The 26,604-nt window shown below is 41.2% G+C and carries 26 protein-coding genes; 18 read left to right on the top strand and 8 right to left on the bottom strand.

Annotated elements, in window-relative coordinates:
* The first annotated feature begins 106 nt into the window (after positions 1–106).
* Genes xthA through rlmA form a run of 3 tightly spaced genes read left to right on the top strand, consistent with a single transcriptional unit; the run spans position 107 to position 2,366 of the window.
* Entirely contained in the window at positions 107–913 is an 807-nt protein-coding gene (xthA, locus tag PTET_RS07110; RefSeq protein ID WP_013464795.1) for an exodeoxyribonuclease III, read from the top strand.
* A 5-nt stretch (positions 914–918) separates the two neighbouring features.
* A complete protein-coding gene (locus PTET_RS07105; protein WP_016899918.1) occupies positions 919–1,566 on the top strand; it encodes an energy-coupling factor ABC transporter permease in 648 nt (215 codons plus the stop codon).
* Positions 1,563–2,366, top strand: coding sequence for a 23S rRNA (guanine(745)-N(1))-methyltransferase (gene rlmA / locus PTET_RS07100; RefSeq protein ID WP_013464793.1), 804 nt, complete (start codon positions 1,563–1,565; stop codon positions 2,364–2,366). The genes PTET_RS07105 and rlmA overlap by 4 nt, the downstream gene beginning before the upstream one ends.
* Here the strand turns inward: rlmA and yfbV are convergent.
* Positions 2,350–2,796 carry a terminus macrodomain insulation protein YfbV gene (gene yfbV, locus PTET_RS07095; protein WP_016899917.1) on the bottom strand — a complete coding sequence of 149 codons (447 nt, stop codon included), beginning with the start codon at positions 2,794–2,796 and terminating at the stop codon, positions 2,350–2,352. The two genes, rlmA and yfbV, sit on opposite strands and share 17 nt — an antisense overlap.
* A 253-nt stretch (positions 2,797–3,049) precedes the next feature.
* Here yfbV and PTET_RS07090 point away from each other — a divergent pair, with 253 nt between their 5' ends.
* From PTET_RS07090 to PTET_RS07060, 7 genes are all read left to right on the top strand, one after another.
* Positions 3,050–4,264: an acetate kinase gene (locus tag PTET_RS07090; RefSeq protein ID WP_016899916.1), complete on the top strand. Its 1,215-nt coding sequence runs from the start codon at positions 3,050–3,052 to the stop codon at positions 4,262–4,264.
* Position 4,265: 1 nt separating this feature from the next.
* A complete protein-coding gene (gene pta, locus PTET_RS07085) occupies positions 4,266–6,419 on the top strand; it encodes a phosphate acetyltransferase (protein ID WP_016899915.1) in 2,154 nt (717 codons plus the stop codon).
* 221 nt (positions 6,420–6,640) lie between these two features.
* Positions 6,641–7,027 (top strand): ACT domain-containing protein, encoded by a 387-nt coding sequence (locus PTET_RS07080; protein WP_024602576.1) that lies wholly within the window; start codon positions 6,641–6,643, stop codon positions 7,025–7,027.
* Between the two features lie 3 nt (positions 7,028–7,030).
* Positions 7,031–7,528 carry a PTS glucose transporter subunit IIA gene (locus PTET_RS07075; protein ID WP_096038405.1) on the top strand — a complete coding sequence of 166 codons (498 nt, stop codon included), beginning with the start codon at positions 7,031–7,033 and terminating at the stop codon, positions 7,526–7,528.
* 4 nt (positions 7,529–7,532) lie between these two features.
* A complete protein-coding gene (locus tag PTET_RS07070) occupies positions 7,533–7,877 on the top strand; it encodes an ArsC family reductase (RefSeq protein WP_013464787.1) in 345 nt (114 codons plus the stop codon).
* Positions 7,877–9,007, top strand: coding sequence for a succinyl-diaminopimelate desuccinylase (gene dapE / locus PTET_RS07065; protein WP_013464786.1), 1,131 nt, complete (start codon positions 7,877–7,879; stop codon positions 9,005–9,007). Before PTET_RS07070 ends, dapE begins: the two co-directional genes overlap by 1 nt.
* Complete coding sequence (locus PTET_RS07060; protein ID WP_016899913.1) at positions 9,007–9,702, top strand: M15 family metallopeptidase; 696 nt, start codon at positions 9,007–9,009, stop codon at positions 9,700–9,702. Before dapE ends, PTET_RS07060 begins: the two co-directional genes overlap by 1 nt.
* Here the strand turns inward: PTET_RS07060 and PTET_RS07055 are convergent.
* Entirely contained in the window at positions 9,689–10,564 is an 876-nt protein-coding gene (locus PTET_RS07055) for a DMT family transporter (protein ID WP_016899912.1), read from the bottom strand. The genes PTET_RS07060 and PTET_RS07055 overlap by 14 nt on opposite strands.
* A 216-nt stretch (positions 10,565–10,780) precedes the next feature.
* On the opposite strand from PTET_RS07055, the gene PTET_RS07050 reads away from it, so the two are divergent.
* The 4 genes from PTET_RS07050 to PTET_RS07035 are packed head-to-tail and all read left to right on the top strand — an operon-like array spanning position 10,781 to position 13,692.
* Positions 10,781–12,145 carry a COG3014 family protein gene (locus PTET_RS07050; protein WP_016899911.1) on the top strand — a complete coding sequence of 455 codons (1,365 nt, stop codon included), beginning with the start codon at positions 10,781–10,783 and terminating at the stop codon, positions 12,143–12,145.
* A gap of 8 nt (positions 12,146–12,153) precedes the next feature.
* Positions 12,154–12,579: a YcfL family protein gene (locus tag PTET_RS07045; RefSeq protein ID WP_016899910.1), complete on the top strand. Its 426-nt coding sequence runs from the start codon at positions 12,154–12,156 to the stop codon at positions 12,577–12,579.
* An 11-nt stretch (positions 12,580–12,590) separates the two neighbouring features.
* Positions 12,591–13,208 (top strand): penicillin-binding protein activator LpoB, encoded by a 618-nt coding sequence (lpoB, locus tag PTET_RS07040; RefSeq protein ID WP_407681289.1) that lies wholly within the window; start codon positions 12,591–12,593, stop codon positions 13,206–13,208.
* Positions 13,209–13,224: 16 nt separating this feature from the next.
* Positions 13,225–13,692, top strand: a complete 468-nt coding sequence (locus PTET_RS07035) for an outer membrane lipoprotein (protein WP_096038404.1) — start codon at positions 13,225–13,227, stop codon at positions 13,690–13,692.
* A 98-nt stretch (positions 13,693–13,790) separates the two neighbouring features.
* On the opposite strand, the gene PTET_RS07030 is transcribed toward PTET_RS07035, so the two are convergent.
* Both PTET_RS07030 and PTET_RS07025 read right to left on the bottom strand, forming a co-directional pair.
* A complete protein-coding gene (locus PTET_RS07030; protein ID WP_008110031.1) occupies positions 13,791–14,237 on the bottom strand; it encodes a DUF4826 family protein in 447 nt (148 codons plus the stop codon).
* A gap of 119 nt (positions 14,238–14,356) precedes the next feature.
* A complete protein-coding gene (locus PTET_RS07025) occupies positions 14,357–15,751 on the bottom strand; it encodes a M28 family peptidase (RefSeq protein ID WP_016899906.1) in 1,395 nt (464 codons plus the stop codon).
* Between the two features lie 280 nt (positions 15,752–16,031).
* Between PTET_RS07025 and PTET_RS07020 the strand changes: the two genes are divergently transcribed.
* The 3 genes from PTET_RS07020 (at position 16,032) to yddG (ending at position 19,529) form a co-directional block, all read left to right on the top strand.
* Entirely contained in the window at positions 16,032–16,487 is a 456-nt protein-coding gene (locus PTET_RS07020; protein ID WP_013464778.1) for a phosphate-starvation-inducible PsiE family protein, read from the top strand.
* Positions 16,488–16,597: 110 nt separating this feature from the next.
* Entirely contained in the window at positions 16,598–18,445 is a 1,848-nt protein-coding gene (locus PTET_RS07015) for an ABC transporter ATP-binding protein (RefSeq protein WP_029609971.1), read from the top strand.
* A gap of 181 nt (positions 18,446–18,626) precedes the next feature.
* Positions 18,627–19,529: an aromatic amino acid DMT transporter YddG gene (gene yddG, locus PTET_RS07010; RefSeq protein ID WP_036956379.1), complete on the top strand. Its 903-nt coding sequence runs from the start codon at positions 18,627–18,629 to the stop codon at positions 19,527–19,529.
* 52 nt (positions 19,530–19,581) lie between these two features.
* On the opposite strand, the gene PTET_RS07005 is transcribed toward yddG, so the two are convergent.
* Entirely contained in the window at positions 19,582–20,001 is a 420-nt protein-coding gene (locus PTET_RS07005) for an MAPEG family protein (protein ID WP_024602566.1), read from the bottom strand.
* 279 nt (positions 20,002–20,280) lie between these two features.
* Here PTET_RS07005 and PTET_RS07000 point away from each other — a divergent pair, with 279 nt between their 5' ends.
* Positions 20,281–21,447 carry a DUF3103 family protein gene (locus tag PTET_RS07000; protein ID WP_208619167.1) on the top strand — a complete coding sequence of 389 codons (1,167 nt, stop codon included), beginning with the start codon at positions 20,281–20,283 and terminating at the stop codon, positions 21,445–21,447.
* Between the two features lie 139 nt (positions 21,448–21,586).
* Here the strand turns inward: PTET_RS07000 and PTET_RS06995 are convergent, their stop codons facing one another.
* Genes PTET_RS06995 through PTET_RS06985 form a run of 3 tightly spaced genes read right to left on the bottom strand, consistent with a single transcriptional unit; the run spans position 21,587 to position 26,504 of the window.
* The gene (locus tag PTET_RS06995; RefSeq protein WP_036956377.1) at positions 21,587–22,708 is read right to left on the bottom strand and encodes an ABC transporter permease; all 1,122 of its coding nucleotides are present in this window, start codon (positions 22,706–22,708) and stop codon (positions 21,587–21,589) included.
* Positions 22,709–22,710: 2 nt separating this feature from the next.
* Positions 22,711–25,500, bottom strand: coding sequence for a ribosome-associated ATPase/putative transporter RbbA (rbbA, locus tag PTET_RS06990; protein ID WP_036956375.1), 2,790 nt, complete (start codon positions 25,498–25,500; stop codon positions 22,711–22,713).
* Positions 25,500–26,504: an HlyD family secretion protein gene (locus PTET_RS06985; RefSeq protein ID WP_036956373.1), complete on the bottom strand. Its 1,005-nt coding sequence runs from the start codon at positions 26,502–26,504 to the stop codon at positions 25,500–25,502. Before PTET_RS06985 ends, rbbA begins: the two co-directional genes overlap by 1 nt.
* Positions 26,505–26,604: the final 100 nt, after the last annotated feature.

Here is a 26,604-nt window from a genome sequence, read left to right as displayed (position 1 = left end):
ATTGATCAACATTTGTGCAGCTATTTTCTCGTTTCAATCATGTTATGTCGCTCCAAATACTGATACAATTTGGCTAACAATGAAAATAAATTTGAAGGTAAACTTTATGAAAGTGATTTCTTTTAATATCAATGGTCTGCGTGCTCGCCTACATCAGTTACAAGCTATTATTGATAAACACCAGCCAGATATTATTGGTCTTCAAGAGATAAAAGTGCACGATGAAGCATTTCCGCTAGACGATGTACAAAAAATGGGTTACCACGTTTATTTTCATGGACAAAAAGCGCATTACGGTGTGGCAATGTTATGCAAAAAAGAGCCTAAGTCGGTATTAAAAGGCTTTTCCACCGACACAGATGAGTCGCAAAAGCGAATGATCAGCGTTACCGTAGAGCAAGAAAATGGCCGTGACCTGCATGTCATGAATGGCTACTTCCCGCAAGGCGATAACATCAACCACGAAACTAAATTCCCTTATAAACGTCAATTTTATCAAGACTTAATGACTCACCTAAATAGTCATTACACGCCTGATCAAGATGTAATTGTAATGGGCGATATTAATATCTCTCCAACCGATTTAGATATTGGTATTGGTGAGGTAAACGCAAAACGCTGGTTAAAAACCGGAAAATGTTCATTTCAACCCGTTGAGCGTGAATGGCTAGCAACGTTATTAAACTGGGGCTTTAAAGACACCTTTAGGGAGCAAAACCCAGAAACTAACGATCAATACTCATGGTTTGACTACCGCTCTAAGGGTTTTGTTGATAATCGTGGACTAAGGATTGATGTGGTTTTGGCAACGCATGACTTAGCAGCTCGCTGTATCGACACCGGTATAGATTACGAATTACGTGCTATCGACAAGCCTTCAGATCATGCGCCTATTTGGTCTGAGTTTAATTAACGATTATGCTAAGTGTGCAATTACAGGCATTACTGTGGATTGGTGTTATTGTTATTGGCTTTTTAAGTGTTAATAAATCAACATACGCCAATTTATTTAATACGCCAGCTAGGCAAACTGGCGTGTTTGCCTGCGCGCTGGTGCTCGCTTTACTATGGCGTATAAAAGCCGGTATTTTACCTGGGCTTGATCTTCATATATTGGGCATTACTGCTGTTACGCTGATTTTAGGCTGGCGTCTGGCTATTTTAAGTTGTGTATTAACAACAGCCCTGCTAACTGCATTTGGACAAATAGCATTCGAGCTGATTGCGGTAAAATTACTAATAAGTGCGTTTATTCCAGTATTATTAAGCTACTTTGTATTTATGCTTTGTTACCACTACTTAGCGCGGCACTTTTTTATCTATATATTTGTTTGTAGCTTTTTAACGGCTGGTGTCGTTGCTTGCGTTAACATTATACTCGGGGGTGTTTTTTATTACGCAATTGGCGAATATAATTGGCATCAGCTAACAGAAAACTACATTTATCTCAGTCCTATTTTAGCGTTTCCTGAAGCAATGCTAAACGGTATGGCAATAACTGTTATGATCACCTATCGCCCGCACTGGGTAAAAACTTTTTTTGATAAGGACTATTTAGGCTCATGAGTCTTCATTACCATTGCCCTATTTGCAAACTTCCATTGGCACTTAATGAAAAAACATTACGCTGTGATAATAACCACAGCTTTGATTTTGCCAAAGAAGGCTATGTAAACTTACTCCCCGTGCAAAATAAAAACTCTAAACAGCCCGGTGACTCTTTAGAAATGGTACAAGCAAGGCGTTCTTTTTTAGAGCAAGGCCATTATGCATTTTTACAGACAGCCTTAGCTAATTTAGTCAAACCGCTCAATGCAAATATAGTGATTGATTTAGGGTGTGGCGAGGGGTTTTACACTCATGCTATAGCAAATAACACGCAAGCTACTGTGTATGGTGTTGATATATCTAAGTCGGCGGTAAAATACGCAGCAAAACGATACAAACAATGTCAATTTAGCGTGGCATCAATAAGCCACGCGCCCTTTAATGATCACCTTGCTGATGTGTTAATTAGCGTGTTTGCCCCTTTGTTTGACGATGAACTTTCTCGCCTTGTGAAAGAGGATGGCTGTTTAGTGGTGGCAAGCCCTGGGCCTATGCACCTCAAAGAGTTGAAAAAATATATCTATAATACGGTAAATGAACATACTGAAGTTGCTACGCCAACAGGCTTTAAACAATCATCGCAACAGCTCATTACAGAGCAAGTGTCACTCACATTTAGCGACGTAAGAAATTTAATAATGATGACACCCTTTGCATGGAAGTTCAGACCCGAGCATTGGCAGGCACTTGAACAAAAACAGCATCATAAGGTTACCTTGTCATTTTATATTAGCCAGTTTGTTAAAACTGCTCTTTAGTAAAGGTTTTATCCATTTTATCAAACATGTCTTTTAACAATTCAGCAAGCTCCAAATAGCGGGGCTTGTTTTTCCCCATTTGTGCGTCGTAACCGTTGGCGATCATTTTTGCAAACAACTCGTTGTACCATTGCAGCATAGCGGGTTCTAATTCTGTTTGCGCACGTTTACCTAGCCATAAAAGCCCCTGTAACGGCAAGGAGATAAAAAATAGACTACTGGCAATAGCTTGAGGTAAAAAATCAGGGCCTAAATAATTAAGCTGAAAAAACAAAGTTAACATGGCTAAAATAGGCATTACTGTAATCGCAAGCTCGGTTGCTCTGATCACTTTAAACTCGGCAAATAATGGCGCGACCTCTTTACGCATAGGCCATGTTTTAGCATAAGCGCGCCCTAATTGAACTTGTGATATCACACTTTTTTGCATTATAAATCCTCACAATCACGGCATTTAACACTTGTAAAAGCATCTTGCTTATAAAAGTGTAACACAACTCTCACTTTATCGGTAAAAATGCTTAATTTCATTAGTAAAACTCACAAAAAGCATAAATTATCGAAAGAATTCCACAAAGCCCTTTTAATAAAGTCAACTACACTTTAGTCTATACCCATTTAAGCTTACAATGCTTATATATCAACCAAGTGTACTGATTAATATTTAAATGGAAAATGAATCTATGCCAACTCTCCCAAAAAAACCAAACCATGTTTTGGTACTTAATTGTGGAAGCTCAAGTTTAAAGTTTGCAATTATTGATGCAAACACAGGAAAAGACATTATTTCAGGTTTAGCTGAGCGCCTAGGTGCAGATGCTCCCTCAATAAAATATAAATTTAAGGGAGAAAAGACCACCATTAAACTTGCTGCTAATCAGGCACACGCGCATGCCATTGATACGCTGGTTGATTTAATAAAAGATCACAATCTTGATGAGCAACTAGTTGCTGTTGGTCATCGTGTTGTGCATGGTGGTGAGCATTTTACCCAATCAGTATTAATTGACGAACGCGTTATTGCAGGTATCACGCAAGCAGCTACGCTAGCACCTTTGCATGGCCACGCTAACTTACTGGGTATTTCATCAGCGCAAGCATCATTTAAAAATTTACCGCAAGTAGCCGTGTTCGACACGGCATTTCATCAAACGATGGATGAAGTCGCTTATCTTTATGCCCTTCCTTATCAGCTTTATAAAGACTTTGGTGTTAGGCGCTATGGTTTTCATGGCACCAGCCATTTTTATGTGGCAGGGCAAACTGCGAAGTTGTTGGCACTTCCTATTGAAAACAGTAACTTTATTAGCGCTCACTTAGGCAACGGCTGTTCAGTGTGTGCGATTAAAAATGGCAAAAGTGTTGATACCAGTATGGGGTTAACCCCGCTTGAAGGGCTTGTTATGGGTACGCGCTGTGGCGACATTGATCCGGGCATATTTAACTTTTTAACCACGCAACTCGATTACACTGCTCAGCAAATTGATGACTTACTCAATCAAAAAAGTGGTTTATTAGGCATAAGCGAGTTGTCTAACGATTGTCGCACCATAGAAGAAGCCGCTATTGCAGGCAACCAGCAAGCTATGCTGGCACTTAATATGTTTTGTTACCGCCTCGCAAAACAAATAGCCGCTTACATGGTTCCGCTGCAACAGCTAGACGCAGTTATTTTTACCGGCGGTATTGGCGAAAATTCCGATATTATCCGTGATAAAGTACTTAAACAATTGGCCTTTTTAGGTATTAATTTAGACCCACAAGCAAACCTTGATGCACGTTTTGGCCAAGCTGGGTTAATTAGTACAGCTGATTCACGTAGCAAAGCGGTTGTTATGCCCACTAACGAAGAATGGGTGATTGCACTTGATGCCGCAAACATCACCAAGGAGTTATAATATGGCTCGTCGTATTATGTTGATCCCCGTTTCTACTGGGGTTGGTTTAACCTCAGTATCGGTGGGTTTGGTAAGGGCGCTGGAACAAAAAACTGTTAAAGTTAATTTTTTTAAACCTATAGCCCAACCACGCGCGGGTGAAACAGGCCCAGAAAAGTCAACACAAATTGTTACCCAAGGCTCGCCTATTGATCCACCCACGTCATTTGCGCTGGATTACGCCGAGCAAATGATTGGCGATGGCAAAGGCGATGACCTGCTAGAAGAAATTGTAGAGCGTTTTCAAAGTAAAATTAACGATGATGAAGTGGCTATTATTGAAGGCATGGTGCCTACCCGTCGCCAACCATATGCGGGGAGAGTAAATCGCGAAATCGCACAAACTTTAGGGGCCGATATCGTTTTTGTACTTACCCCTGGCAATTACAACATTACTCAAATTGAAGACCGACTTGAAATAGCCGCTGGCAACTATGGTGGCATTGACCACCCTCGCGTGCTTGGCTGTATTTTTAATAAAGTAAACGCCCCCCTTGATGAGGAAGGTCGAGCTCGCGCCGATTTAGTCGATACCTATAAGCCAGAAGCGCTTGATAACGAATTAAACCGCTTAGCTTCTTTACCTATTTTTAGAAAAAACCCGTTTATGTTACTCGGCGCTATTCCGTGGGATTTTGAACTGGTTGCCCCACGTGTTAAAGATTTAAGTGCCTATTTAAAAGCCACTATTATCAACGAAGGCGATATGGTACACCGCCGACTCAGACGAATTACATTTTGTGCCCGCACCGTATCCAATATTTTAAACTATTTTACGCCAGGTGCGTTATTGGTTACCCCTGGCGATCGCTCAGATATACTCGTTGCAGCTTGCTTATCGGCCATGAATGGCACAAAACTAGGTGCAATTTTACTTACCGGTGGTTTTGAACCTGAGCCGCGCATTATGGCGCTATGCGAACAAGCTATGCAAACTGGTCTGCCAATTTTGGCAACCGAGGGCGATACCTGGCGCACTTCTTTATTGCTGCATAACTTTAACCTAGAAGTGCCTAGCGACGATGAACAACGCATAGAAAAAGTAAAAGATCATAACGCTGCACATATCGATTCTGATTGGCTGGACACATTAGCAAAAAGTGTGGGAAAAACCCGCAAGTTATCCCCCCCTGCCTTTAGGTATTTATTAACCGATAAAGCCCGTAAAGCGGATAAAACGATTGTGTTGCCTGAGGGTAACGAGCCTAGAACCATTAAAGCCGCTGCTATTTGTGGCCAGCGCGGCATAGCTAAAACAATTTTACTTGGCGATCGCGATGAAATATTTCGAATCGCGGAGCAACAAGGGATTGAACTGAACGAGCATGTGACTGTAATAGAGCCAAGTAGTATTATTAATGACTACGTAGCACCTATGGTCGAAATTCGTAAAAACAAAGGCTTAACTGACGTTATTGCAAAGGAACAACTGCAAGATAACGTGGTACTGGGCACCATGATGCTAGAACAAGGGAAAGTCGATGGGCTGGTTTCAGGGGCAGTCAATACCACGGCCAATACCATTCGCCCGCCTTTACAGCTGATTAAAACCGCACCGGGTTCATCATTAGTCTCGTCGGTATTTTTTATGTTATTGCCTGATCAAGTGCTTGTTTATGGTGACTGTGCTATTAACCCTGATCCTAATGCTGAACAACTAGCCGATATTGCAATTCAATCTGCCGATTCTGCTGCCGCATTTGGCATAGAACCTCGTGTAGCAATGATAAGTTACAGCACGGGTAATTCGGGCAGTGGCGCTGATGTAGAAAAAGTCCGCGAAGCAACAAAAATTGCCCAACAAAAGCGCCCAGATCTCATTATCGATGGGCCATTGCAATACGATGCGGCCATTATGGAAAGTGTAGCTATTAAAAAAGCGCCAGATAGCCCGGTTGCCGGTAAAGCAACCGTGTTTATTTTCCCTGATTTAAATACGGGTAATACCACCTACAAAGCAGTGCAACGAAGTGCCGATTTGATCAGTATTGGTCCTATGTTACAAGGGATGCGCAAACCTGTTAACGACTTAAGCCGTGGCGCATTAGTTGACGATATTGTGTATACCATTGCTTTAACAGCCATTCAGGCGGCGCAAGTAGAAGCGCTTAATTAAGGCCTGTAATTAACATGCCCTTTTTATAGCCTAGCCATTTTTTATTTAATAATTAACTGGTTAGGCTATTTATACCTCACAACCCCCAAGCTTATCCACAGAAATTGTGGACAATTATTTTTTAGCTAATAAAAATATAGCACTGCCTAAACTTGAGCCTTTAATTTAGCTTCAATACTCTATACTATAAAGCTATTATTTTGCTGCTGGCGATACGTTTAATGTCAAAACAAACATTACAATTACACAGCACCGTGTTATCTATTCATAGTTTAGCCCTTGATGCTGACATACCGCCTGCGCTGTTAAAGCAACCGTTATTTTTTATCTCAAAAACGCATGATGAACTGTCAGTTGTTTGCCCTGTCGACTTTATTATTGATAGCCAAGACACTGAATCTAATTGGCAAGCACTGGAAGTAATAGGTCCTTTAGGGTTTTCGTTAACTGGCATTATGGCAAATCTGTCAGGCGTATTAGCCAGAGCTGGCGTGTCCATTTTTTCGATATCCACATATGATACCGACTATATTTTAGTAAAAAAACAAACGGTCACCAAAGCAATTACAGCCCTTAAAGCCGATGGCTACAACGTGGTAACTGAATAAATAATGAAATCTGAAGACGTTAGCTATTTAACTAAAAATAAAATTGGCCGAAACGCGATACAAATCACGAGTCCGTTCAGTGGTAAAGTGATGCCAATGGAAGAGCATCCACAACCCTTTTTTCGTTTTGGCACACTCGGCCCAGGTATTGTTGTTAGTTTATCGAGTCATAAAGTATTAGCGCCCTTCAATGGCACCTTACTGCAGGTAAAAAGTGCCGGTTGTGAATTTATTTTAAAAGCCAACAACGGCTTAAAAGTATTAATAAACCTAGCGGTGCCCGATTCACAAACACTTACGCATACTCATATTGCTCAGCTTAACGACAGCAAAATAACCAAAGGCCAACGCCTTGCCTATTTTGATTTACGTGAGCTCGACTCGCCTATTTTAGCCAGCCTCATAATTCTCAATGGCCATAATTTAGGCACTTTTCATTATTCTCACCCGCAAGTTAATGCCGGTGTAGATACCTTATTAACTATTATTAAAAAGAAGTAGATTTATGATCACTCTCTATGGCATTAGCAACTGCGATACAATTAAAAAAGCAAAAAAATACTTAAGCGATAACGACATTGCATTCACTTTCCACGACTATCGCAAAGACGGCGTTAATAACGACATGGTAAGCGACTTTGCTGAACATATTGATTGGGAACAATTGGTTAATAAGCGTGGCACAACGTACAGAGCGCTCACTGATGAGCAAAAACAAAGCTTGACTAAACAAACCGCTATAGATTTACTCGTTGAACAACCGGCGATGATCAAACGCCCTGTTCTTGTTAATAACGGGCAATATCACTTAGGCTTTAAAGCAGCACAATACGATGAGATTTTTAAATAATGACCCATCCAGTAATTACCCTAGCCCAAGCCTTAATTCAGCGAGAGTCGGTTACACCTGAAGATGCCGGGTGCCAACATATGATGAATGAACGCCTAAGCGCCATTGGCTTTGATATTGAATCGCTATTTTTTACCGATACCCTAAACACATGGGCACGTAAAGGGACCCAATCACCGCATTTTTGTTTTGCCGGTCATACTGATGTGGTGCCCACTGGGCCCGAAAAAAACTGGCAGCACCCGCCTTTTGCAGGCCTAATTGAAGACGGCTTATTGCATGGCCGTGGCGCTGCCGACATGAAAGGCTCATTAGCAGCGATGATTGTGGCAACCGAACGCTTTGTGACTAAGCATCCAGATCACAAAGGCTCCATTTCGTTTTTAATTACCTCAGATGAAGAAGGCCCGTTTATTAACGGCACTACCCGCGTTATTGATACTTTAGAGGAGCGCGGTGAAAAAATAGACATGTGCCTTGTAGGTGAACCCTCTTCTCGCGATGTACTCGGTGATGTGGTTAAAAATGGCCGCCGTGGTTCACTCACGGGGTTTTTAACTATAAAAGGCGTGCAAGGTCATGTGGCCTATCCACATTTAGCACAAAACCCAATTCATTTAGCCACGCCAGCTTTAACCGAGTTAAGCCAAACTGTGTGGGATATGGGTAATGACTTTTTTCCAGCCACCAGCTTTCAAATCTCTAATATTAATGGCGGTACGGGCGCAGGCAATGTGATCCCTGGGGAGCTAGAGGTACAATTTAATTTTAGATTTAGTACCGAAGTTACTCATCAACAACTACAACAAAAAGTAAATGCCATTTTACAAAAACACAATTTAAATTATGAACTCAATTGGATTGTGAATGGCTTGCCGTTTTTAACCGATCACGGCCCATTGGTTGATGCCACCGTAGCCGCCATTAAATCGGTAACGGGGTTAACCACTAACTTAGAAACAACAGGTGGCACCTCAGATGGCCGTTTTATCGCACAAACGGGTGCTAAAGTTATTGAATTAGGGCCACGTAATGCCACTATTCATAAAGTGGACGAGTGTGTTAGCACCGACGACCTAATCGCCCTGGCCGATATTTACGAACAAATATTAGAGCACCTGTTAACTTAATGACTGCAAATAAAGAACTCATACAATGCATCACTGGCCAAAGTGATGCACATTTAGTTGCCATACAAAATCACTCTTTGCATGCCGATATTGTAAATGACTTTATTGCACTGCAAACAGCGGCTTCATCAGCAGGCTTTGATTTATGTATTGCATCAAGTTTTCGGGATTTTAACCGTCAATCAGCTATTTGGAACGCTAAATTTTCCGCTAAGCGGCCGGTATTAAACAAAGCGCAGCAACACGTTGATATTAATTCGCTCAGTGATATTGATAAATGCATTGCCATCATGCTTTATTCTGCGCTACCGGGGGCGAGTCGCCATCATTTAGGGACTGATTTAGATATTTACGATAAAGGCGCAGTGAGTGACGATTATGTTTTGCAATTGAGCCCTACTGAATATCAGCAAGGTGGGCCTTTTGCTAAACTAAGCCAATGGCTAGACACTCATCTAGCAGAATTTGGGTTTTATCGACCTTACCAGTATGACTTGGGCGGGGTAGCTCCTGAGCTTTGGCATATTAGCCACATAGCGCAATCAGCGCAGCTTATTCGCCACCTTACGCCAGAAGTGTTGCACGACTGCATTAAAAACAGTGATTTATTAGGTAAAGACGCTATTTTAACCCACTTACCTGCATTGTATGAACGCTTTGTGATCAATGTAAGTCCACCAGCTAGGCAGTTTTAGTCTTTTTATTTAAAGTAAAAACTAATACCGCTAGTAAAATGATACTGCTGGGGAGCATAAATTGTACAGTTAATGTCTCTGATAAAAACACTGCCCCTGCAATAGCCGCCAAAACGGGTACGCATAACTGCACTATGGCTGCATGCGTGCTCTTTAATAGTGGCATAGCCATATACCAAATACTGTACCCTACGCCAGATGCGATGGCACCTGAGGCTATTGCAAGTAACGCCCCTTCGATACGTATATTTTTAAGCTGGCTCATTCCCACCACAATTAAAATAGGTAGCACTAATAAACTACGAATAAAATTAAAGGTAGTGGCTCTTAGCGGCGACACACACGCCTTGCCACGAATACTGTAAATTCCCCACGCAATGCCACTTATACTCATTAATAATGCAGCCATCAGCGGTGGTGCTGTCTGTGAGGGCAGCATTAAGTAAACAAATGCCGCAAACGCCACTATAAATGCAAGCCATTGCACAGCACTTAAACGCTCTTGTTTATATATGCCCCAGCCAATCATTGTAAATTGCACCGCCGAGAATAAAATAAGCGCCCCCATGCCGGTATCAAGCTCGATATAAGCAACAGAAAAACACAGCGCATATATCAATAAGCTAGCACTGCTTCGCCAACTGCCAGTATCGTTAATAATAGGATTACTTAACTGCGCTTTTTTATTTAACTGCCTAGTATAGAGCAGCATAATAATGGTCAAACACACTGCCCCGCTCAGTAACCTAATAACGGTAAAATTCCACGCATCAATGAAGCCTTGCGCCAACGCTAACCGACATAATAACGAATTTGCAGCAAAGGCAACTAACGCGATAATAGTAAACAGTGTTGCTTTCAAATTAATTCCTAACGTATTGATAAATATGTACCGTATTTATATACCGATTAAATTAACGCCCAATGTTGTAAACGTTACCATGGTTATTTTTTAAATGATAAAGTTTTTATTAAGGGTTTTTGTTCTATGTTTATACACTACGCTTTTTTACAATCTTTCACACTTGTATTTATTGGCAGTATGTTAACCTTACAGAATAAATAAGAAGGAGTGCGCGTGCGTCACATTTTAATTTTTAGTCTTTGCTTTATTGTAAGTGGTTGCAGCACCATTGGCTTTGACGATCTCTTTAATGATTACGCCACTAATACCACCCCTATTAGACAAGCCATTACGAATAATAATATTGAGAGTGCACGCTCCTTAATAAGCAAAAACAGCAAAACACACAGTAATTATTTACTGAGCCAATTAGAACAAGGCCGTATCGCGGATTTAGCCAACAACCCCGATAACGCACTAGTTCATTTTGAAACTGTCTATCAACAAATGCAATCTAAGCGCCAAGCTGCAAAAATACAAGTAAGTGCTGGGCTTGAGCAAAGTAATGCGCTGTTAACCAACGACTCAGCTATTGGTTATACACCGCCCGCCTACGAAATGAGTATGTTGCATAGCTACAAAGCGCTCAATTATGTTTATAAACATGATATTGAAAGCGCCTTAGTTGAAATACGCCGTGCTAATAAAGTACAAGTTGATGAACTATTAAATAATCAAAGCGAATTTGATAATGCGGTTGCCCAAGCACAGCAACACTATCCCGATATGGATAACTTAATTCGCTCGGTCAAAAATGGCTTTCAAAATGCGTACACGTTTTATTTATCAGGGTTACTATATGAAACGGCAAAGCAAGGTGATGATGCCTACATAGACTATAAAAAAGCGCTCGAAATACAACCTAACAATCCGTATTTACAACACGATGTACTGCGTCTTGCTAAGCAGCAAGGTTTTGCTGATGACTATAACCAATTTAAACGCCAGTTTGGTGAAGTTAACACCTTAGAAAAAAACCAAGGCGAAGTGGTTATATTATTCGAACAAGGCCTGATACCAAAACAACACGAATTTAAATTACGATTACCCATTTATACTTCACAGGGAGACGCCCGCTTTTATAGTCTCGCCATGCCCATTTATATAAATAATGCTTATGTAAGCACCGTTAACAACGTCAAAATTAATGACCACGTATTATCACTAAGCCCGTTAGTACACTTAGAAGCACTGGCCGCTAAAACGCTAGAGCAGCAAGTTGCTGGGCGCGTATCGAGGCAAATATTGCGCTTAGTGGCGAAAGAAAAGCTGCGCGCTGAGCTTGCCCGCAGTGGCGGTGATGTGGGGAATATTTTAGCAAACTTATATAATCTTGCATCTGAGCAAGCCGATACCCGCAGCTGGCTTACCTTACCCAATCAAATTAGCCTTGCCCGCAGTGCAGTGACTGCAGGAGAACATACCTTAAATGTTGGCTCACAACCGCCAATAAATTTTACCGTTAGTAAGCAAAGGTTAACGTTAATCTACCTAACCTCTGTTAATAACTATTTTAACTCCCATGTAGTGCAACTTTAGGAGCCATCATGAAATACATACTCCCCATTATTGCGTTGTTTATGCTTAGTGCATGTAGCAGTCGACCTGTAACCTCAGGCATTGGAGTTGAACAAACTACCAATGCCTACAAAGAGCAGCTCAATGTTAACAATCCACAGTTAGCAAAAAAGCTATTAATCAGTGATGTAAAAACTCGTCAAACAAATAACCTAACCGACGTGGTAGTCACCTTGGCAAGTACCTATAAAAAGTCACAATATTTACAGTATCAATTTAACTGGTTTGATAAAGATGGCTTTGTAATTAAAGGCAACCACTCGCCGTGGCAAGCCCTCACATTATTTGGCTTTGCTAAAACTCAGCTTGCAGGACTCGCGCCTAGCCCTAATGCCGTTACTTTCTCTTTAGCTGTAAGAGAAGTGTCTACTGAAGCTCAAGAATTTAAAGATTAAAGGAAACCATGATGATCAATAAACAATTTAAATCACTCTCTGGCTATGCAATTTTAGGCTTAGCCGCACTCACACTAAACGGCTGTGCTAATAAAGCAGTCGTTAGTTATGGTGATGCCCAAGCCGTAGAAACCACAGATATAAACTTTGGCTCTACCGACCTACAAAAAGTAGCCTCGCAAATGACCGACTCACTGCTCAGTTCGCCAGTGGTTGGTACTATGACTGCCAATACACGCCCTGTGGTATTTGTTGAGCGTATTAAAAACAAAACCAGTGAACACATAGACACTGAGTCAATTACCGACTCAATTTCGACTCAATTACTTCGCAGTGGAAAATTTAGATTTGTTGATATGACCCGTGTAGAAGCGGTTCGTGAACAACTTACATTTCAAAATGAAGATGCACTGATCAATCCAAGCACTGCGGTGGCCTTTGGTAAACAAATTGGCGCACAATATATGCTGTACGGTAACCTGTCGAGCATTGTTAAATCCAATGCTGACAAAGCCGATGTGTACTACAAATTTACAATGCGCTTAATGGATATGCAAAGTGGCCTTGTTGAATGGGCTGACGAAACTGAAATTCGTAAAACCCGTGAAAAATCTACCTTTGGTTGGTAACTAACAGGAGCGAACCATGAAAACGCTTAGCTTATTTTTATGCACTTTATTAATATTTAGTGCCCCCACTTTTGCCAAGTATGAACGCAATAAAGCCGTTCCTGTGCAGCAAGTACTATTTGGTAAAGTGAAGTCAGTGCGCAACATTACAGAGCAACAATTGGTTCACGATAAAAGCAACGGCTGGAAAACCTTTGGCGGTGCCTTATTAGGTGGTGTTATTGGTAACCAGTTTGGTGGTGGCAGCGGTCGCACGGTAGCGACTATTTTAGGATCAGTGATTGGTGGTAATGTTGCGCATAATCAGCAACAGACACAACGCTATGAAAACCTCCAATTAGTTGAACTACTTATACAAGTAGAAAGTGGTGAACAATTTATGGTGGTACAAGACAGCGATCCCGCTATGCGTTTTCACCAAGGTGATAATGTACGCCTTATTTATTTAACCAACAACACAGTGCGCGTAGATAGCGCTTATTAGAGTCTATTTATGTTTCGAGCTTAATTCTGAAAGTTCCAACAAAAAACCTAACTTACGTCGCTAAGTTAGGTTTTTTTAAATGTATTCACTTTTATTTATTAAGCGGGTTCTTTTGCCCAAAGCTGCTCGTTTTCATGCATTTCATATAAACCATGTGCACGGTTAATCAGTAAATTTGCAAAATCAGCTTGGGTTTTATCTCGCGCACCCGCGGTAATAATTTGATCGGCCTTTAACTGCCACTGCAGTGAAAAATAACGCATAGCATCGCGTGCATCTTTTGCTGCAGATGCTTCAGCGTGATCGGTTGGTAAACGACCGGTGATCACCCAGTAGCTTTTACCGTTTTGCGCTTTAAATTTCCATAGCGCGCATAAAGGCGCTAAAAAACGGCTTTCTTTTTCAAGCAATGTTTTGGGCATAATGCCTTTTTCAGCTAAATGTTTTTGCGCATTTTGAAAACATTCGCGCTGCCATTGAATTTCTTGTTGCTGAAGTTCAGCTTGCTGCTCTGGTGTTAATGGTTTTTGTTCTTGTTGCTGCATTTTAATAACCTTTTTACTTCTTTGTTTACACTTTAAGGGCATAACAAATAAGGCGCAAGCATAAATAGCGTGCTTAACACCTTATTCGCAGCTGTTTGCTGGGTTTTTAAGCAAACCGATTATTTTATGTTGTGATCAAACGACCCCACATCACCGGGGAACACCACTGGCGATTCAACACCCTGTTTATTAACGCTAGCAACGCCAAAATAGTAGTTATCAATAACCACATTTTTAAGCGTAAACTCGCTAACATTATCAACCCATTGGCTGTATTGCCATTGTGGCTCACTCGTATAGCGCCAGTAAATTTTGTAACCGGCAATATTTTTATCTTCCGATGGTTGCCAAGAAAGTGTTGTACTGGCGCGTACGGCACCACTAATTTTCACTTCTTTCGGTGGCGCTGGTGCCCATGCCATTGACGCTAGGCTCACCGCATTCAATGACGTGAGTTTTGCGGCGTAATCAAAATCAACCCCATCGATGGTATCACCGTACACTATGCCATTTTCGGTGCGTAGGTCTTGATGTTGACGGTCGTAATGCTCGTTAGTTTCCATTATACGTACAGCCGCAAAGCCCGCATCATTAAATGGGCGATGATGCCCTCCTCGAGCAAATCGGTCGAGTCTGTATACCAGCATAGTGTCTAAATTTTCAATGTATTTATCGGCAATGGTGTCTATGTAACGCGCTAAATTACGACTCGCTGAGTCAACTTCGCCACCGGTAAAACGACGAGTACGCGCTTGCTCTTTGGTTTCAACCACTCGCGTCCCTTCTGAAAAAATGCGTGCAGTGGTGTTATCGGTTACGCCATTAATACCGGTAATATTACCAATCATGTCGTTATTTAAAACACCATGAACCTGCCAATTATTTTTTTGCGCATAAGCGGTTAAAATTTTACCGCCAAATAAACCTTGCTCTTCACCTGAGAGCGCCGCGTAAACAACCGAGCCATTAAATGTATATTTCGATAAAACACGCGCTGCCTCAATAACACCGGCAACCCCTGAAGCGTTATCGTTTGCCCCTGGCGCATCGCTGGTAAAATCCATTACATCACTAACGCGCGAGTCTATATCACCCGACATCATCACCATACGATTAGGCTCAGTACTGCCGCGCTGAATCGCAATTATGTTAACCACTTCTACAGGGTTAGGAATGCGCTTTTCTCCCGAAATGGTTTGTTTTACCTCTATTATTTCTAAGCAGCCACCACATTGTGCCGAAATCGCTTCAAATTCTTTTTTAATCCAACGCCTTGCCGCGCCAATACCACGTGTATCAGACTTAGTCTCTGATAGCGTATGTCGCGTACCAAAACCCACCAGCGTTTGAATATCACTCTCAATACGCTGCGCCGAAATTTCTTGTGCAATTTTATGCAATGATGCTTGTTGTGTAGACTCGCCAGCAAAGCTTGTAAGCGTTACAGAACTTAATGATGCCAACACACCATACTTTATAAGTCGATTAACGAACTTTAAACCTAAATTAGACATAGCATTGTTATCCTCATAATGAATGCCACCAACATGACAGCAGAAACCAATAACCGCAAACCTTTTGAGATAGACACTAAAAATCACACGCTTAATTACATATTATTAACACCTTGAATTTTACTTAGAATTTAACCCACACCAAACAAGTCCCCTGTTCAAGCACACTATTTTAATAAAAATAATCACTTATACTGTTTTGACCGTATATAGTGCTAAACATAATTAATCAGCTATCATTTTATAAAGGCTAATTTAATCAATAAGGTGCTGAAATAACATGAAGAAACACGAAGAATTACCAGAGGATCATGTTGATCCCCTGATGCAGTATTTACATCATGCTATTCGCTTTGCAATTAAAATACTGGCAGTGCTCATGGTGCTGGTTATTTTTTGGAGTATTGCTGATGTAGTGTATGTTTTATACATGCGGTTAAGTTCTCCGCCTTATTTTTTATTAAATATTGAAGACATTCTGCAAACCTTTGGTGCCTTTATGGTGGTGCTAATTGCGGTAGAAATATTTACTAACATTCGGTTATATTTGGGCTCTAGCTCGCTGCCCGTTGAACTTGTTATTGCTACCGCACTGATGGCTGTGGCGCGTAAAATTATTGTCCTCGATTTAAAATTAGTGACCTCAGAGCAAATTGTTGGCCTGGCGTTAGTTACCTTAGCACTGGGTATATCGTATTGGCTGGTAAAAAATAAAACCGGCCACACTAAGCTATAAACGGTTAACTCAACTTGAGTTAACCGACGCACACCTCATTCCCACTGCGCCTTTGTGTTTTACAATGGTATAGTGGGACATCTTTATAAATATTTAATTAAGCAGTTAATATGTATCGACTATTTGAACGGATGACTAAACCGTTCCCAGAGCGTTCTCCATCTCAGCCTCCTAAAACCCTTTTTGCATTTTGTCGTCACTACACCAAAGGCATGGAATTGTCGTTAGTGCTTATGTCGCTCAGTGCCGCATTACTCGCTATTTTAGAGGTGTCTTTATTTAGTTATATGGGCCAACTGGTTGACTGGCTTGGCGAGTACACACCTGAAGAGCTGTTTTCGCAGCAACAATCCGCGCTAATAAAAATGGGGTTAATGCTTTTAGTCGTCATGCCTGTAGTCGTATTTTTTAGATCGGCTATTTTACATCAATCGCTTTTGGGCAATTACCCTATGTCGATTCGTTGGTTGGCACACCGTTATTTACTGCGTCAAAGTGTCAGCTTTTATCAAAACGAATTTGCTGGGCGTATCGCTACAAAAGTATTACAAACCTCATTAGCAGTACGTGAGTCAGTCACTAAGTTACTTGATGTACTTATGTACATTGCTGTTTATTTTGGCTCAATGGTGTTTTTAGTGGCCGCCTCAGACTGGCGTTTAATGTTGCCATTATTAGTGTGGTTAGCATTGTATATTTGCGTGCAAATTTACTTTGTACCCCGATTAAAAAGTATTGCCAGTTCACAAGCTGATGCACGCTCAGAAATGACCGGCCGTATCGTCGACAGCTACACAAATATTTCAACCATTAAGCTGTTTTCTTACACCCAACGCGAAGAACAATACGCTAAACAAAGTATGGATGTATTTTTACAGCCTGTTTATAAACAAATGCGCTTGGTCACCAGCTTAAACGTGGTTATTCAAAGCTTAAACTATTTGTTAGTGTTTTCAGTGGCAGCAGTGTCTTTGTATTTATGGTCGTTAAGCGCCATTAGTGCAGGAGCGATTGCCGTGGCATTGAGTTTATCGTTAAGGCTCAATGGCATGGCCCAATGGATCATGTGGGAAATTAGCAGCTTGTTTGAAAACATTGGCACCGTGGCCGATGGCATGCGCACCCTTTCTAATCCTATTGCGGTTGATGACAAACCAGAAGCCGAAACGTTAAAGGTCACCCAAGGGGCAATCGACTTTAATAATGTACATTTTAATTACGGTAAAGCCGTGAATGAAAATAACCGTGGCCCCGTAATAAACGGATTAAACTTAAACATTAAACCCGGTGAAAAAATCGGCTTTGTGGGTCGCTCTGGCGCGGGTAAATCCACCTTAGTTAACTTGTTGCTGCGCTTTTACGATACCGACAAAGGCAGCATTAGTATTGATGGCCAAAATATCACGGATGTAAGCCAAGAAAGCCTTCGCCGCTATATTGCTATGGTTACCCAAGATACATCCCTACTGCACCGCTCAGTAAAAGATAACATTTTATACGGCAGACCCGATGCCACAGAAGCCGAAATGCTCGATGCGACTAAGCAAGCCAAAGCCCTTGATTTTATAACCGATTTAGAAGACAGCAAAGGCAACAAAGGCTTTGATGCGCAAGTAGGCGAACGAGGGGTCACCCTGTCAGGCGGTCAGCGCCAACGTATTGCTATTGCACGCGTACTACTTAAAAACGCACCAATCCTCATACTTGATGAAGCCACCAGCGCTTTAGACTCTGAAGTCGAAGCGGCTATTCAAGCAAGCTTAGATGATTTAATGACAGGTAAAACAGTAATCGCCATTGCCCATCGATTATCGACCATTGCACAAATGGACAGACTCATCGTGCTTGATGAAGGCGGCGTTGTAGAGCAAGGCAGTCACGATGAATTAATTGCCCAAGGCGGCATTTACGCTGCTCTTTGGGCGCATCAAACCGGTGGTTTTATTGGCGTTGAGTAATTAGGTTAACAGGGCAAGCTGAATATTAAGCTTGCCCTGCTTAATGCTACATTCTGTCCTTAGCTATTGATCTTAAATATAATTTATAAGCATTTAGTCGGCATTTTGATACATATGCTTGTTCTTTAAATCATAAAATGCCACATTCCCCGTGTTTTATCATCACGCTTTGAATTTTATTATGTCTTTATTAAGTAAACACAAATACACCCTGTTTGGGGTGCTCGCAATTTTGCTCTGGAGCAGTTTAACTGCCTTTATTCGCGACTTATCAGAACTATTTAGCCCAATTGGTGGCGCTGCTTTAATGTACAGCGTCAGTGCGATTTTTTTAATACTAGTCATGGGTGTACCAAGGCTAAGCAATTACCCAAAACGCTATTTAGTCTTTGGTGGCAGCTTATTTGTTATTTACGAAATGTGTTTAGCGTTATCCCTCGGCTTTGCAAATAGTCGCCAGCAAGCGTTAGAAATGGCAATTATTAACTACCTTTGGCCAGCGTTAACCATTTTATTTTCGATTATTGTTAACCGCACTAAGGTAAGCGTATTAGTCTACCCGAGCATACTGATTGCATTTTTAGGGGTTGCATCGTGTATTGCAGGCAACAGTGGTTTATCTATGGCTGTATTAACCGCTAATATTAGCGACAACCCATTGCCCTACTCTATGGCGTTTGCAGCAGCGTTTATTTGGGCTGTGTATTGCAGTGTAACGGTTAAACTTAGCAAGGGTAAAAATGCCATTAATGTGTTTTTTGCAGCCACGGCAATTTCTTTATGGATAAGTTACGGACTGAGTAATGAACCCAGCTTTGAGTTTAACGTATATTCTAGTTTTACTTTATTGCTGGCAGGGGTGGTTATTGGTGGAGGTTACGCACTATGGAACCAAGCAATAATTGGCGGTAACCTAGTGTTATTAGGCACCTTGTCTTACTTTATTCCTGTATTGTCTACGCTATTTGCCTCTATTTACTTATCACTATCGCTCACCAACGCATTTTGGCAAGGCGTAGTATTAGTTACATTAGGCTCATTAATGTGTTTTATTGTGACCCGAAAAACAAAGCCAGCCCAATAAAATAAGTAAGCGAAAAGCTAGGGACTGTCTGCTTTTCGCTTTAATCATTTAATTAGCTTGCTAATCGCAGTCCTAACAGCACTAACATCACAATGTTTGCAATCACACCAATCAAAAAGAAGTAACTACGCGGGCTGGGGTTTTTCTCTGTGGCAATGGCGTAATACAGTGCCATATGAATTAAACGTGCAATAACGTAAACCCAAATACAGATTGCAAAAACCGAACTGTGATAATTCATCACAAAGGCAAATAAAACCGTTCCTATAAATAACGCACTATTTTCTAATGTGTTATGAAAGGTGCGATGCGCTCTAAATATAAAACTCTCATGAGATAGGTCTTTATCAATTTTTCCTGGTACAGCCCCAGGCTGTTTGGCTTTACTAAACGTCGCCACTGTCCACTGAACTAACATCATAATTAAATATAAATAAAATGCTATAAACGCTGAATGTGCTATATCGGTCATTGTTTAATCCTTTGTGTTGTTATTAGAGTAATAGTTACAGCAACTATCAAGCCAAAGATAAGCCACTGATGTATATAGTAATTACTTTTTAGTAAAATAATTTTTTGTAATAGATTCATTCTTTATATAAAACTTACTCTATCACAGCGTCTTGGTATTTTTTTAGAGTCTGAGCGCAACTTAAAACCAGTACTAATTACGTATTTTATAATTTTTATTTGAGTATTTATTCTAAGTGTTGTTTTATAGTGTTACTGATAACGGAACGGTAAAATGAATATGATGAATAAAATAACCAAATGCTTGGTAACCTTAGCGCTATTGAACTGTGTATCAGCGCCCGCTTTTTCAGCTCAATATGAAATCGAAAAAGGTGAAAACTTGGCTAAGTTGGCGCAATACAAAGACGTAGCCACCATTAAACGCAATTTCGCAAAACAATTAGCGCTTAATTACAGTGTATTAAACGCTGATCTTAAACAAACGCTAAGCCAATATAAACTGGTTTTGAATGCGGATCAGCTACCGTCTTTAGGTATGCACACACAACAAAATACTCGTTTAGCAAACAACGCGTTACAACAACTGAAAGGTTTACCACAAAACACAGGTAGTTTGTTACAAGTGCGTTTGGCAAGCGATAAAATGCTTAGCGCTTGGCAGCAAGGCGAACGCCCTTTATTTGCATTTGCACCCGCTGGTGACGATACGCAATGGAGCGAGATTGAAGCGTTCGATCAGTATGGTGACATTCATTATCTTAGTGTTGACCAAATGCCGACCCAACCTGTCTTTATTGTCGAATTAGATCAACAAAAAGTACAAGATGCGGGTATTGCAGTAATGAGAGGAATTTTATCTACTAACAAATTCAGTAAAAGCACGGTTAGTCCACGAAACCAGTTAAGCAATGAACAACCTCTGCAAACCAGTGTATTGAAAAAAATACGCTTAGAAGATGACAAAGAACCTTGGATCTCAGGTGGTGCTGAAATTTATGCCATTGTAACGGGTGTCGACCCCACCCGAGATGAACCAATATTAGATATCGTTGATTTACCGTATTTAGATCATGATCAAACCGATTACAGCCCTAATCAGGTGCTCATTCATTGGCAACGTTATCGTTGGCAAGCGGTTGATTTACTCTTAATGGAACAAGATGACAACACCAACTATAAAACTCTAGCAATAAAATTATTAGAAATATCAGAGCAAGTAATGGCGAGCATTCCTGATTTACAAGCGCAGGGTTATGCCATTATCCCTAAGCTGACCAATGAACTGCTAAAAGCAATGCCGGATGAATGGTTTACTAATAATGACGATTATGTTGATGTTTTTTACACGCTGTTTGAAAACAAAGACTATCAAGAATATAAAGGAGCAAGCAGTAATGCGACCATTACGCTATCTCCTTTAGAAATTAACCCAAGACTAAACTAAGTCATCCCCATTCGCTTAATTATTATTGCGGATGGTATCACTCCCCCATACTTCAATAGCCACCCATTAGCGCTTTAACGTTAACGGGTGGCTTTATCTTAAAGTCATCTTTTGAAAACACGCGTTATATTTTAATACCCTAACCTTGCGCCACTGATTTACGAAAGCGCATTAATGCAACAATAAAAAACACACTGCCAATAACAGTTAATGCTAAAAAGTAAGGCCAAACTACATCCCACCCTGCTCCTCGGTATAAAATTGCTTGAGCAAATTTTACAAAATGCGTTGTTGGCGCCAATAACATAATATTTTGCACTACCTCAGGCATACTTTCACGCGGCGTAACACCGCCAGAGAGCATTTGTAATGGTAATAAAATTAAGATCATCAATAACCCGAGTTGCGGCATGGTGCGCGCCTGTGTGCCTAACAATATACCCAGCGATGTGGTCGCAAATAAATGAATAGCAACGCCAAATAAAAATAAGCCTGGCGAGCCATGAATAGGCACTTGTAACAAACCTTCGATCACAATAAATAATGAAAATGCAGTCAGTAATAAAATCACTAAACCATTAGCCCAAATTTTCGCCATCACTATTTCAAAGGGGCTTAATGGCATCACTAATAAATGCTCTAATGTGCCGTGTTCACGTTCACGGATCACCGCGGCGCCAGTTAAAATAATCGAAATCATTGTGATCACGTTCATCAATTCCATCACGCTACCAAACCATACGCTTGTCATGTTTGGGTTAAACATAATGTGCGCCGATTGCTTTATTGGCAGTGAATAAACGGTTCGATAACCTTGCACAAATTCATTTACTTCGCCGTTAATAATGGTTTGAATATAGTTATCACCAATAAATGCTTGCGACATACGCGTAGCATCTATATTTACTTGAATCGTAGGTTGCTTAGCTGCAAGTACATCACGCTCAAAATAAGGCGGGATATTAAGCACAAAAGTATAACGGCCATTATCCATAGCTGAGTCAACATCGCTTAATGAAATACTGTCTGGCGTTTTGAAGTAAGGCTCATAAAAGGCATTAATAATACGCTTGGATAATTGCGATTGGTCGTGATCAACAACTGCAATCGGCGCATTATTTAACTCTATCGACGTGGCTGAAGCCACCACATAAATCAGCCCAGTAAAAGCAAAAAAAACGAATAGCAGCAAAACCTTATCACGCCATAAACTACGCAACTCTTTAATACCTAAATTAATAATGTTTCCGCGACGTTGCATGGCTATTTGTCCTGCTTTGGAAGTAAAAATACACTGGCCAGAGTCAGCACGGGTATAAAAGCGAATAAAGGCAGTAGCTGAGCTGATAAATCAGAAAAATTAAGCGCTTTATTAAAGACCCCTCGACACGCCTCTAAAAAGTAGGTGGTTGGAAACAGTTTGCCAATAATCGCTCCAAACCCTTCCAAGGAAGAAACAGGGTCAATTAGCCCACAAAAGTTAACGGCAATCATCAACACCACCACCGTAGTGGCTGCCAGTGCTGAAATTTGTGTTTTTGTAAAAGCCGAAATTAACAGCCCCACCCCCGTAGTCGCTGTAACGTATAATAATGCAGCCAAACTAAGCGCCCAAAAGCTGCCTTTTAGCGCCACACCAAACACGGTAATAGCAAGTGCGACTAAGCCAAAAAAGCTGATCATACTCACTAAAATGTAAGGCAGCTGTTTGCCAATAATAAATTCCAGCCGATTAACCGGTGTTACATATAAGTTTATGATTGAACCCAACTCTTTTTCGCGCACTACGCCAAGCGCCATCAATATTGCAGGAATAAATACCAATAGTAGTGGAATAACCGCCGGCACCATGGCCTCAATGCTTTTAAAATCTTGGTTATAACGATAGCGAGATTCAATATTAGCTGGCACTAAGTTTGGTACTTGTGCATAAGTGCGCAAAGATAAGTTGGTTAAATAGCTGTAATACACGCCGCTCATATAACCATTAATCGTTTCTGCCCTAAACGGCATAGAACCATCAATCCACACTACAATTTCAGGTTTACGGCCGCGTTTAAATTGCTGACCAAAGTTAGGTGGAATTTCAACGGCCACGCTTAACTCACCATTGCGCATTCGTTTATTAAGTTCTTGCGGGCTTTTAATATCTGCTCTTTGAATAAAGTAACGCGAACCTGCCATATTTTGAATGTAGTTGCGGCTCTCGGGTGATTGGTCTTGATCTAGTACCGCAAAGCTTAAATCTTCAACATCAAATGTAATGCCGTAACCTAAAATAAACAGCAAAATTATCGAGCCCAGCAAAGCAAACGTTAGGCGAATAGGATCGCGCCACAACTCTAGCGTTTCGCGATGCGCATAACCAAATAGCCGCAACAAACTAAATGTGGGGTTAGTGTTATTTTTACGAGTAGCGAGCGCTGTAGCCAATGCTTTGGGTTTATCAGTTATCGATACTTGTATCGCCGAGCTTGCTCCCGCTGCATTTACCGCCTCTTCTAAATATTCAATAAAGGCAGCTTCTAGTGTGTCGGTATTACGCGCTTGGCACAGTGCAGCTGGCGTATCGCTGGCAAGTATTTTACCTGCATGCATTAACGAAATTCTATCGCAACGTGCCGCTTCATCCATAAAGTGAGTCGAAATAAAAATAGTCACGCCTTGTTCGCGCGAAAGCTCAATGAGTAGCTGCCAAAAGTCATCCCTTGCAACGGGGTCTACCCCCGATGTGGGCTCATCAAGTATGAGCATTTCAGGGCTATGTACTACTGCAACAGCAAGCGATAAACGCTGGCGAATACCTAGGGGCAAATCGGTAGGAAAATCGTCACTGTATTTTTTAAGGTTAAACCGAGTAATTAAATCTTTAACGCGCGGCTCTATTTTCTCTGCAGGTAAGTGAAATAAACGCGCATGCAATACCAAGTTTTGCTTCACTGTAAGCTCGTTATAAAGCGAAAATGCTTGCGACATAAAACCAACGCGTTTGCGGCTTTCGATGTTATTGGCATCGACCTTTTCACCAAACAATTTTGCTTCGCCGCTGGTTGCCGGTTGTAACCCGGTAAGCATTTTCATTGTGGTGGTTTTTCCACAGCCATTTGAGCCTAAAAAGCCAAAAATTTCACCTTGTTCAATACTCAAGCTCACCTTGTTAACGGCGGTAAAATCGCCAAATGTTTTACATAATCCATTTGCTTCTATAGCGAACTGAGTTGTGTTTAAGTCTTGTTTACGAGGTGGCACAACTAACCGCTGATGATCATGGCGTTTTTCTTCAGGAAGTAATGCTATAAAGGCTTCATCAAGCGATTCTTTATTAGTTTGCGCTTTCAGGTTTTGTGGGCTGCCCGTACCGATTACTTTTCCATCGTCCATAGCAACTAGCCAATCAAAATCATCGGCTTCTTCCATGTAGGCGGTCGCAACCAGTACGCTCATTTGTGTATTTTCAGCGCGAATACTGTTTATTAATTGCCAAAATTGACGACGCGATAGCGGATCAACTCCGGTAGTTGGCTCATCTAAAATTAATAATTGAGGGTAATGGATCAGTGCGCAGCACAAACCGAGTTTTTGTTTCATCCCACCAGAGAGCTTTTCTGCGGGGCGATCGGCAAATGCCTCTAAGCCTGTACTTTTTAAAAGGTTATTAATTCGTTGTTTTCGCTCGGCTTTATTTTGAGAAAATAGACGACCAAAAAAATCTATATTTTCAAACACAGAAAGTGTTGGATACACATTTTTGCCAAGCCCTTGAGGCATATAAGCAATGCGTGGCGACACCGTATTACGAAAACCACTGCTGCGCATATTGCCGTTTAATACCTCAACCTCCCCCTCTTGAATCGCCCTTGCCCCCGCTATAAGTGCCAGCAAGCTTGATTTTCCTACGCCATCAGGGCCTATAAACCCGACCATTTTCCCGGCAGGTAATGAAATACTAATGTTGTCCAGCACGCGATTATTAGCATAGCGATGGCTCACCTTAGTAAGCGTAACCACACTTTCACTTGGTGGCTGTTGAATGTTTTTATCGTCGTTATCCATTATTCAGGCACTCGTACCTGTAATGACGTAGGCCAATTTTTTTCAGGCGCTAACAACACATAAGCAAGCCCTGGCACCCCTGTTTTTACTTGTTTGATATGATCTTTTAATAACTGCGAATCGAGCTTTACCTTAACTCTAAACATCAGTTTATCGCGCTCGTTTCGGGTTTCTACCGATTTAGGGGTAAATTGCGCCTGTGCAGATACAAACGTCACTTTAGCCGGCAATGTATACTCGGCAACAGCATCAATAACAATGCGCGCTTGTGAGCCTATTGTTACCTTGCCCGCTTGCGCTGTTGGTAAATATATACTCATATAAACATCGGTTAAATCCAATAACGATAAAACCTTGCCACCACTGCCAAGCACTTCGCCAGGCTCAGCTAATCGATACAATATACGTCCATTGATTGGTGCTTTGAGCGTGCTGTCGGCTATGTTGCTTTGTAATCGCTCAATACGTGCCTGCGCTGCTTCTATTTCAGCATCCGACTGCACAACTTTTACGTTTGCCGCGGTTAAAGCAGCTTGCGCAATAGCAGAGGTGGTTCGTTGTTGATCTACCACTTCTTTTGAAATATGGCCTTTTTCCAATAATTTTGCAGAGCGGCGCAATTCAGTTTGTGCAAAATTAAGCTCACTTTTATGCTGCTCTACAATCGCTAATGCGTATTTACGAGACTCATTGGCAACACGAAGTCCCGCCTGAGCTTCACGTAACTGTGCATTTAAATCATCAGTGTCAATAACCGCTAGCGTTTGACCCGCTTTAACCATATCGCCTTCTTGCACCATAACGTCAACTAAGCGGCCCGGTAATTTTGTAGCAATATCGTACTCAGTCGCTTCAATTCGCCCATTCCCATAGGCAACACTGTCAGGGAGTTGTTCAGCAAATGATGTAGGCTGCAAGGTTTGCCAAGCATACCAGCCAGCCCCCCCCACAATGATCAATACAGCGAGCTTACTCAAAGATTTGAACGTTGATTTAATTGTCATGTGCTAAAACTCCATGTATGTATAAAGTAATGTAAGTGAGGGTAGTCAAGGTAAAAATTTTTAGGATACAGCACGCTATTTGTTATATAAAAGCAACCCT

Source organism: Pseudoalteromonas tetraodonis (assembly GCF_002310835.1).
Lineage (GTDB): Bacteria > Pseudomonadota > Gammaproteobacteria > Enterobacterales > Alteromonadaceae > Pseudoalteromonas > Pseudoalteromonas tetraodonis.
The sequence above is the reverse complement of the archived record's forward strand: the minus strand, read 5'-3'. Positions and strand labels throughout refer to the sequence as shown.

Coding starts and splice junctions, on each gene's coding strand:
- PTET_RS07000 (WP_208619167.1), top strand. CDS start 20,281: ATGATGAATAAAATAACCAAATGCTTGGTAACCTTAGCGCTATTGAAC.
- PTET_RS07020 (WP_013464778.1), top strand. CDS start 16,032: ATGAAGAAACACGAAGAATTACCAGAGGATCATGTTGATCCCCTGATG.
- PTET_RS07005 (WP_024602566.1), bottom strand. CDS start 20,001: ATGACCGATATAGCACATTCAGCGTTTATAGCATTTTATTTATATTTA.
- dapE (WP_013464786.1), top strand. CDS start 7,877: ATGACCCATCCAGTAATTACCCTAGCCCAAGCCTTAATTCAGCGAGAG.
- PTET_RS07070 (WP_013464787.1), top strand. CDS start 7,533: ATGATCACTCTCTATGGCATTAGCAACTGCGATACAATTAAAAAAGCA.
- PTET_RS07075 (WP_096038405.1), top strand. CDS start 7,031: ATGAAATCTGAAGACGTTAGCTATTTAACTAAAAATAAAATTGGCCGA.
- PTET_RS07030 (WP_008110031.1), bottom strand. CDS start 14,237: ATGCAGCAACAAGAACAAAAACCATTAACACCAGAGCAGCAAGCTGAA.
- PTET_RS07035 (WP_096038404.1), top strand. CDS start 13,225: ATGAAAACGCTTAGCTTATTTTTATGCACTTTATTAATATTTAGTGCC.
- PTET_RS07060 (WP_016899913.1), top strand. CDS start 9,007: ATGACTGCAAATAAAGAACTCATACAATGCATCACTGGCCAAAGTGAT.
- PTET_RS07080 (WP_024602576.1), top strand. CDS start 6,641: ATGTCAAAACAAACATTACAATTACACAGCACCGTGTTATCTATTCAT.
- pta (WP_016899915.1), top strand. CDS start 4,266: ATGGCTCGTCGTATTATGTTGATCCCCGTTTCTACTGGGGTTGGTTTA.
- yfbV (WP_016899917.1), bottom strand. CDS start 2,796: ATGCAAAAAAGTGTGATATCACAAGTTCAATTAGGGCGCGCTTATGCT.
- rlmA (WP_013464793.1), top strand. CDS start 1,563: ATGAGTCTTCATTACCATTGCCCTATTTGCAAACTTCCATTGGCACTT.
- PTET_RS07090 (WP_016899916.1), top strand. CDS start 3,050: ATGCCAACTCTCCCAAAAAAACCAAACCATGTTTTGGTACTTAATTGT.
- PTET_RS07025 (WP_016899906.1), bottom strand. CDS start 15,751: ATGTCTAATTTAGGTTTAAAGTTCGTTAATCGACTTATAAAGTATGGT.
- xthA (WP_013464795.1), top strand. CDS start 107: ATGAAAGTGATTTCTTTTAATATCAATGGTCTGCGTGCTCGCCTACAT.
- PTET_RS07105 (WP_016899918.1), top strand. CDS start 919: ATGCTAAGTGTGCAATTACAGGCATTACTGTGGATTGGTGTTATTGTT.
- PTET_RS06995 (WP_036956377.1), bottom strand. CDS start 22,708: ATGCAACGTCGCGGAAACATTATTAATTTAGGTATTAAAGAGTTGCGT.
- rbbA (WP_036956375.1), bottom strand. CDS start 25,500: ATGGATAACGACGATAAAAACATTCAACAGCCACCAAGTGAAAGTGTG.
- yddG (WP_036956379.1), top strand. CDS start 18,627: ATGTCTTTATTAAGTAAACACAAATACACCCTGTTTGGGGTGCTCGCA.
- PTET_RS06985 (WP_036956373.1), bottom strand. CDS start 26,504: ATGACAATTAAATCAACGTTCAAATCTTTGAGTAAGCTCGCTGTATTG.
- PTET_RS07015 (WP_029609971.1), top strand. CDS start 16,598: ATGTATCGACTATTTGAACGGATGACTAAACCGTTCCCAGAGCGTTCT.
- lpoB (WP_407681289.1), top strand. CDS start 12,591: ATGATCAATAAACAATTTAAATCACTCTCTGGCTATGCAATTTTAGGC.
- PTET_RS07045 (WP_016899910.1), top strand. CDS start 12,154: ATGAAATACATACTCCCCATTATTGCGTTGTTTATGCTTAGTGCATGT.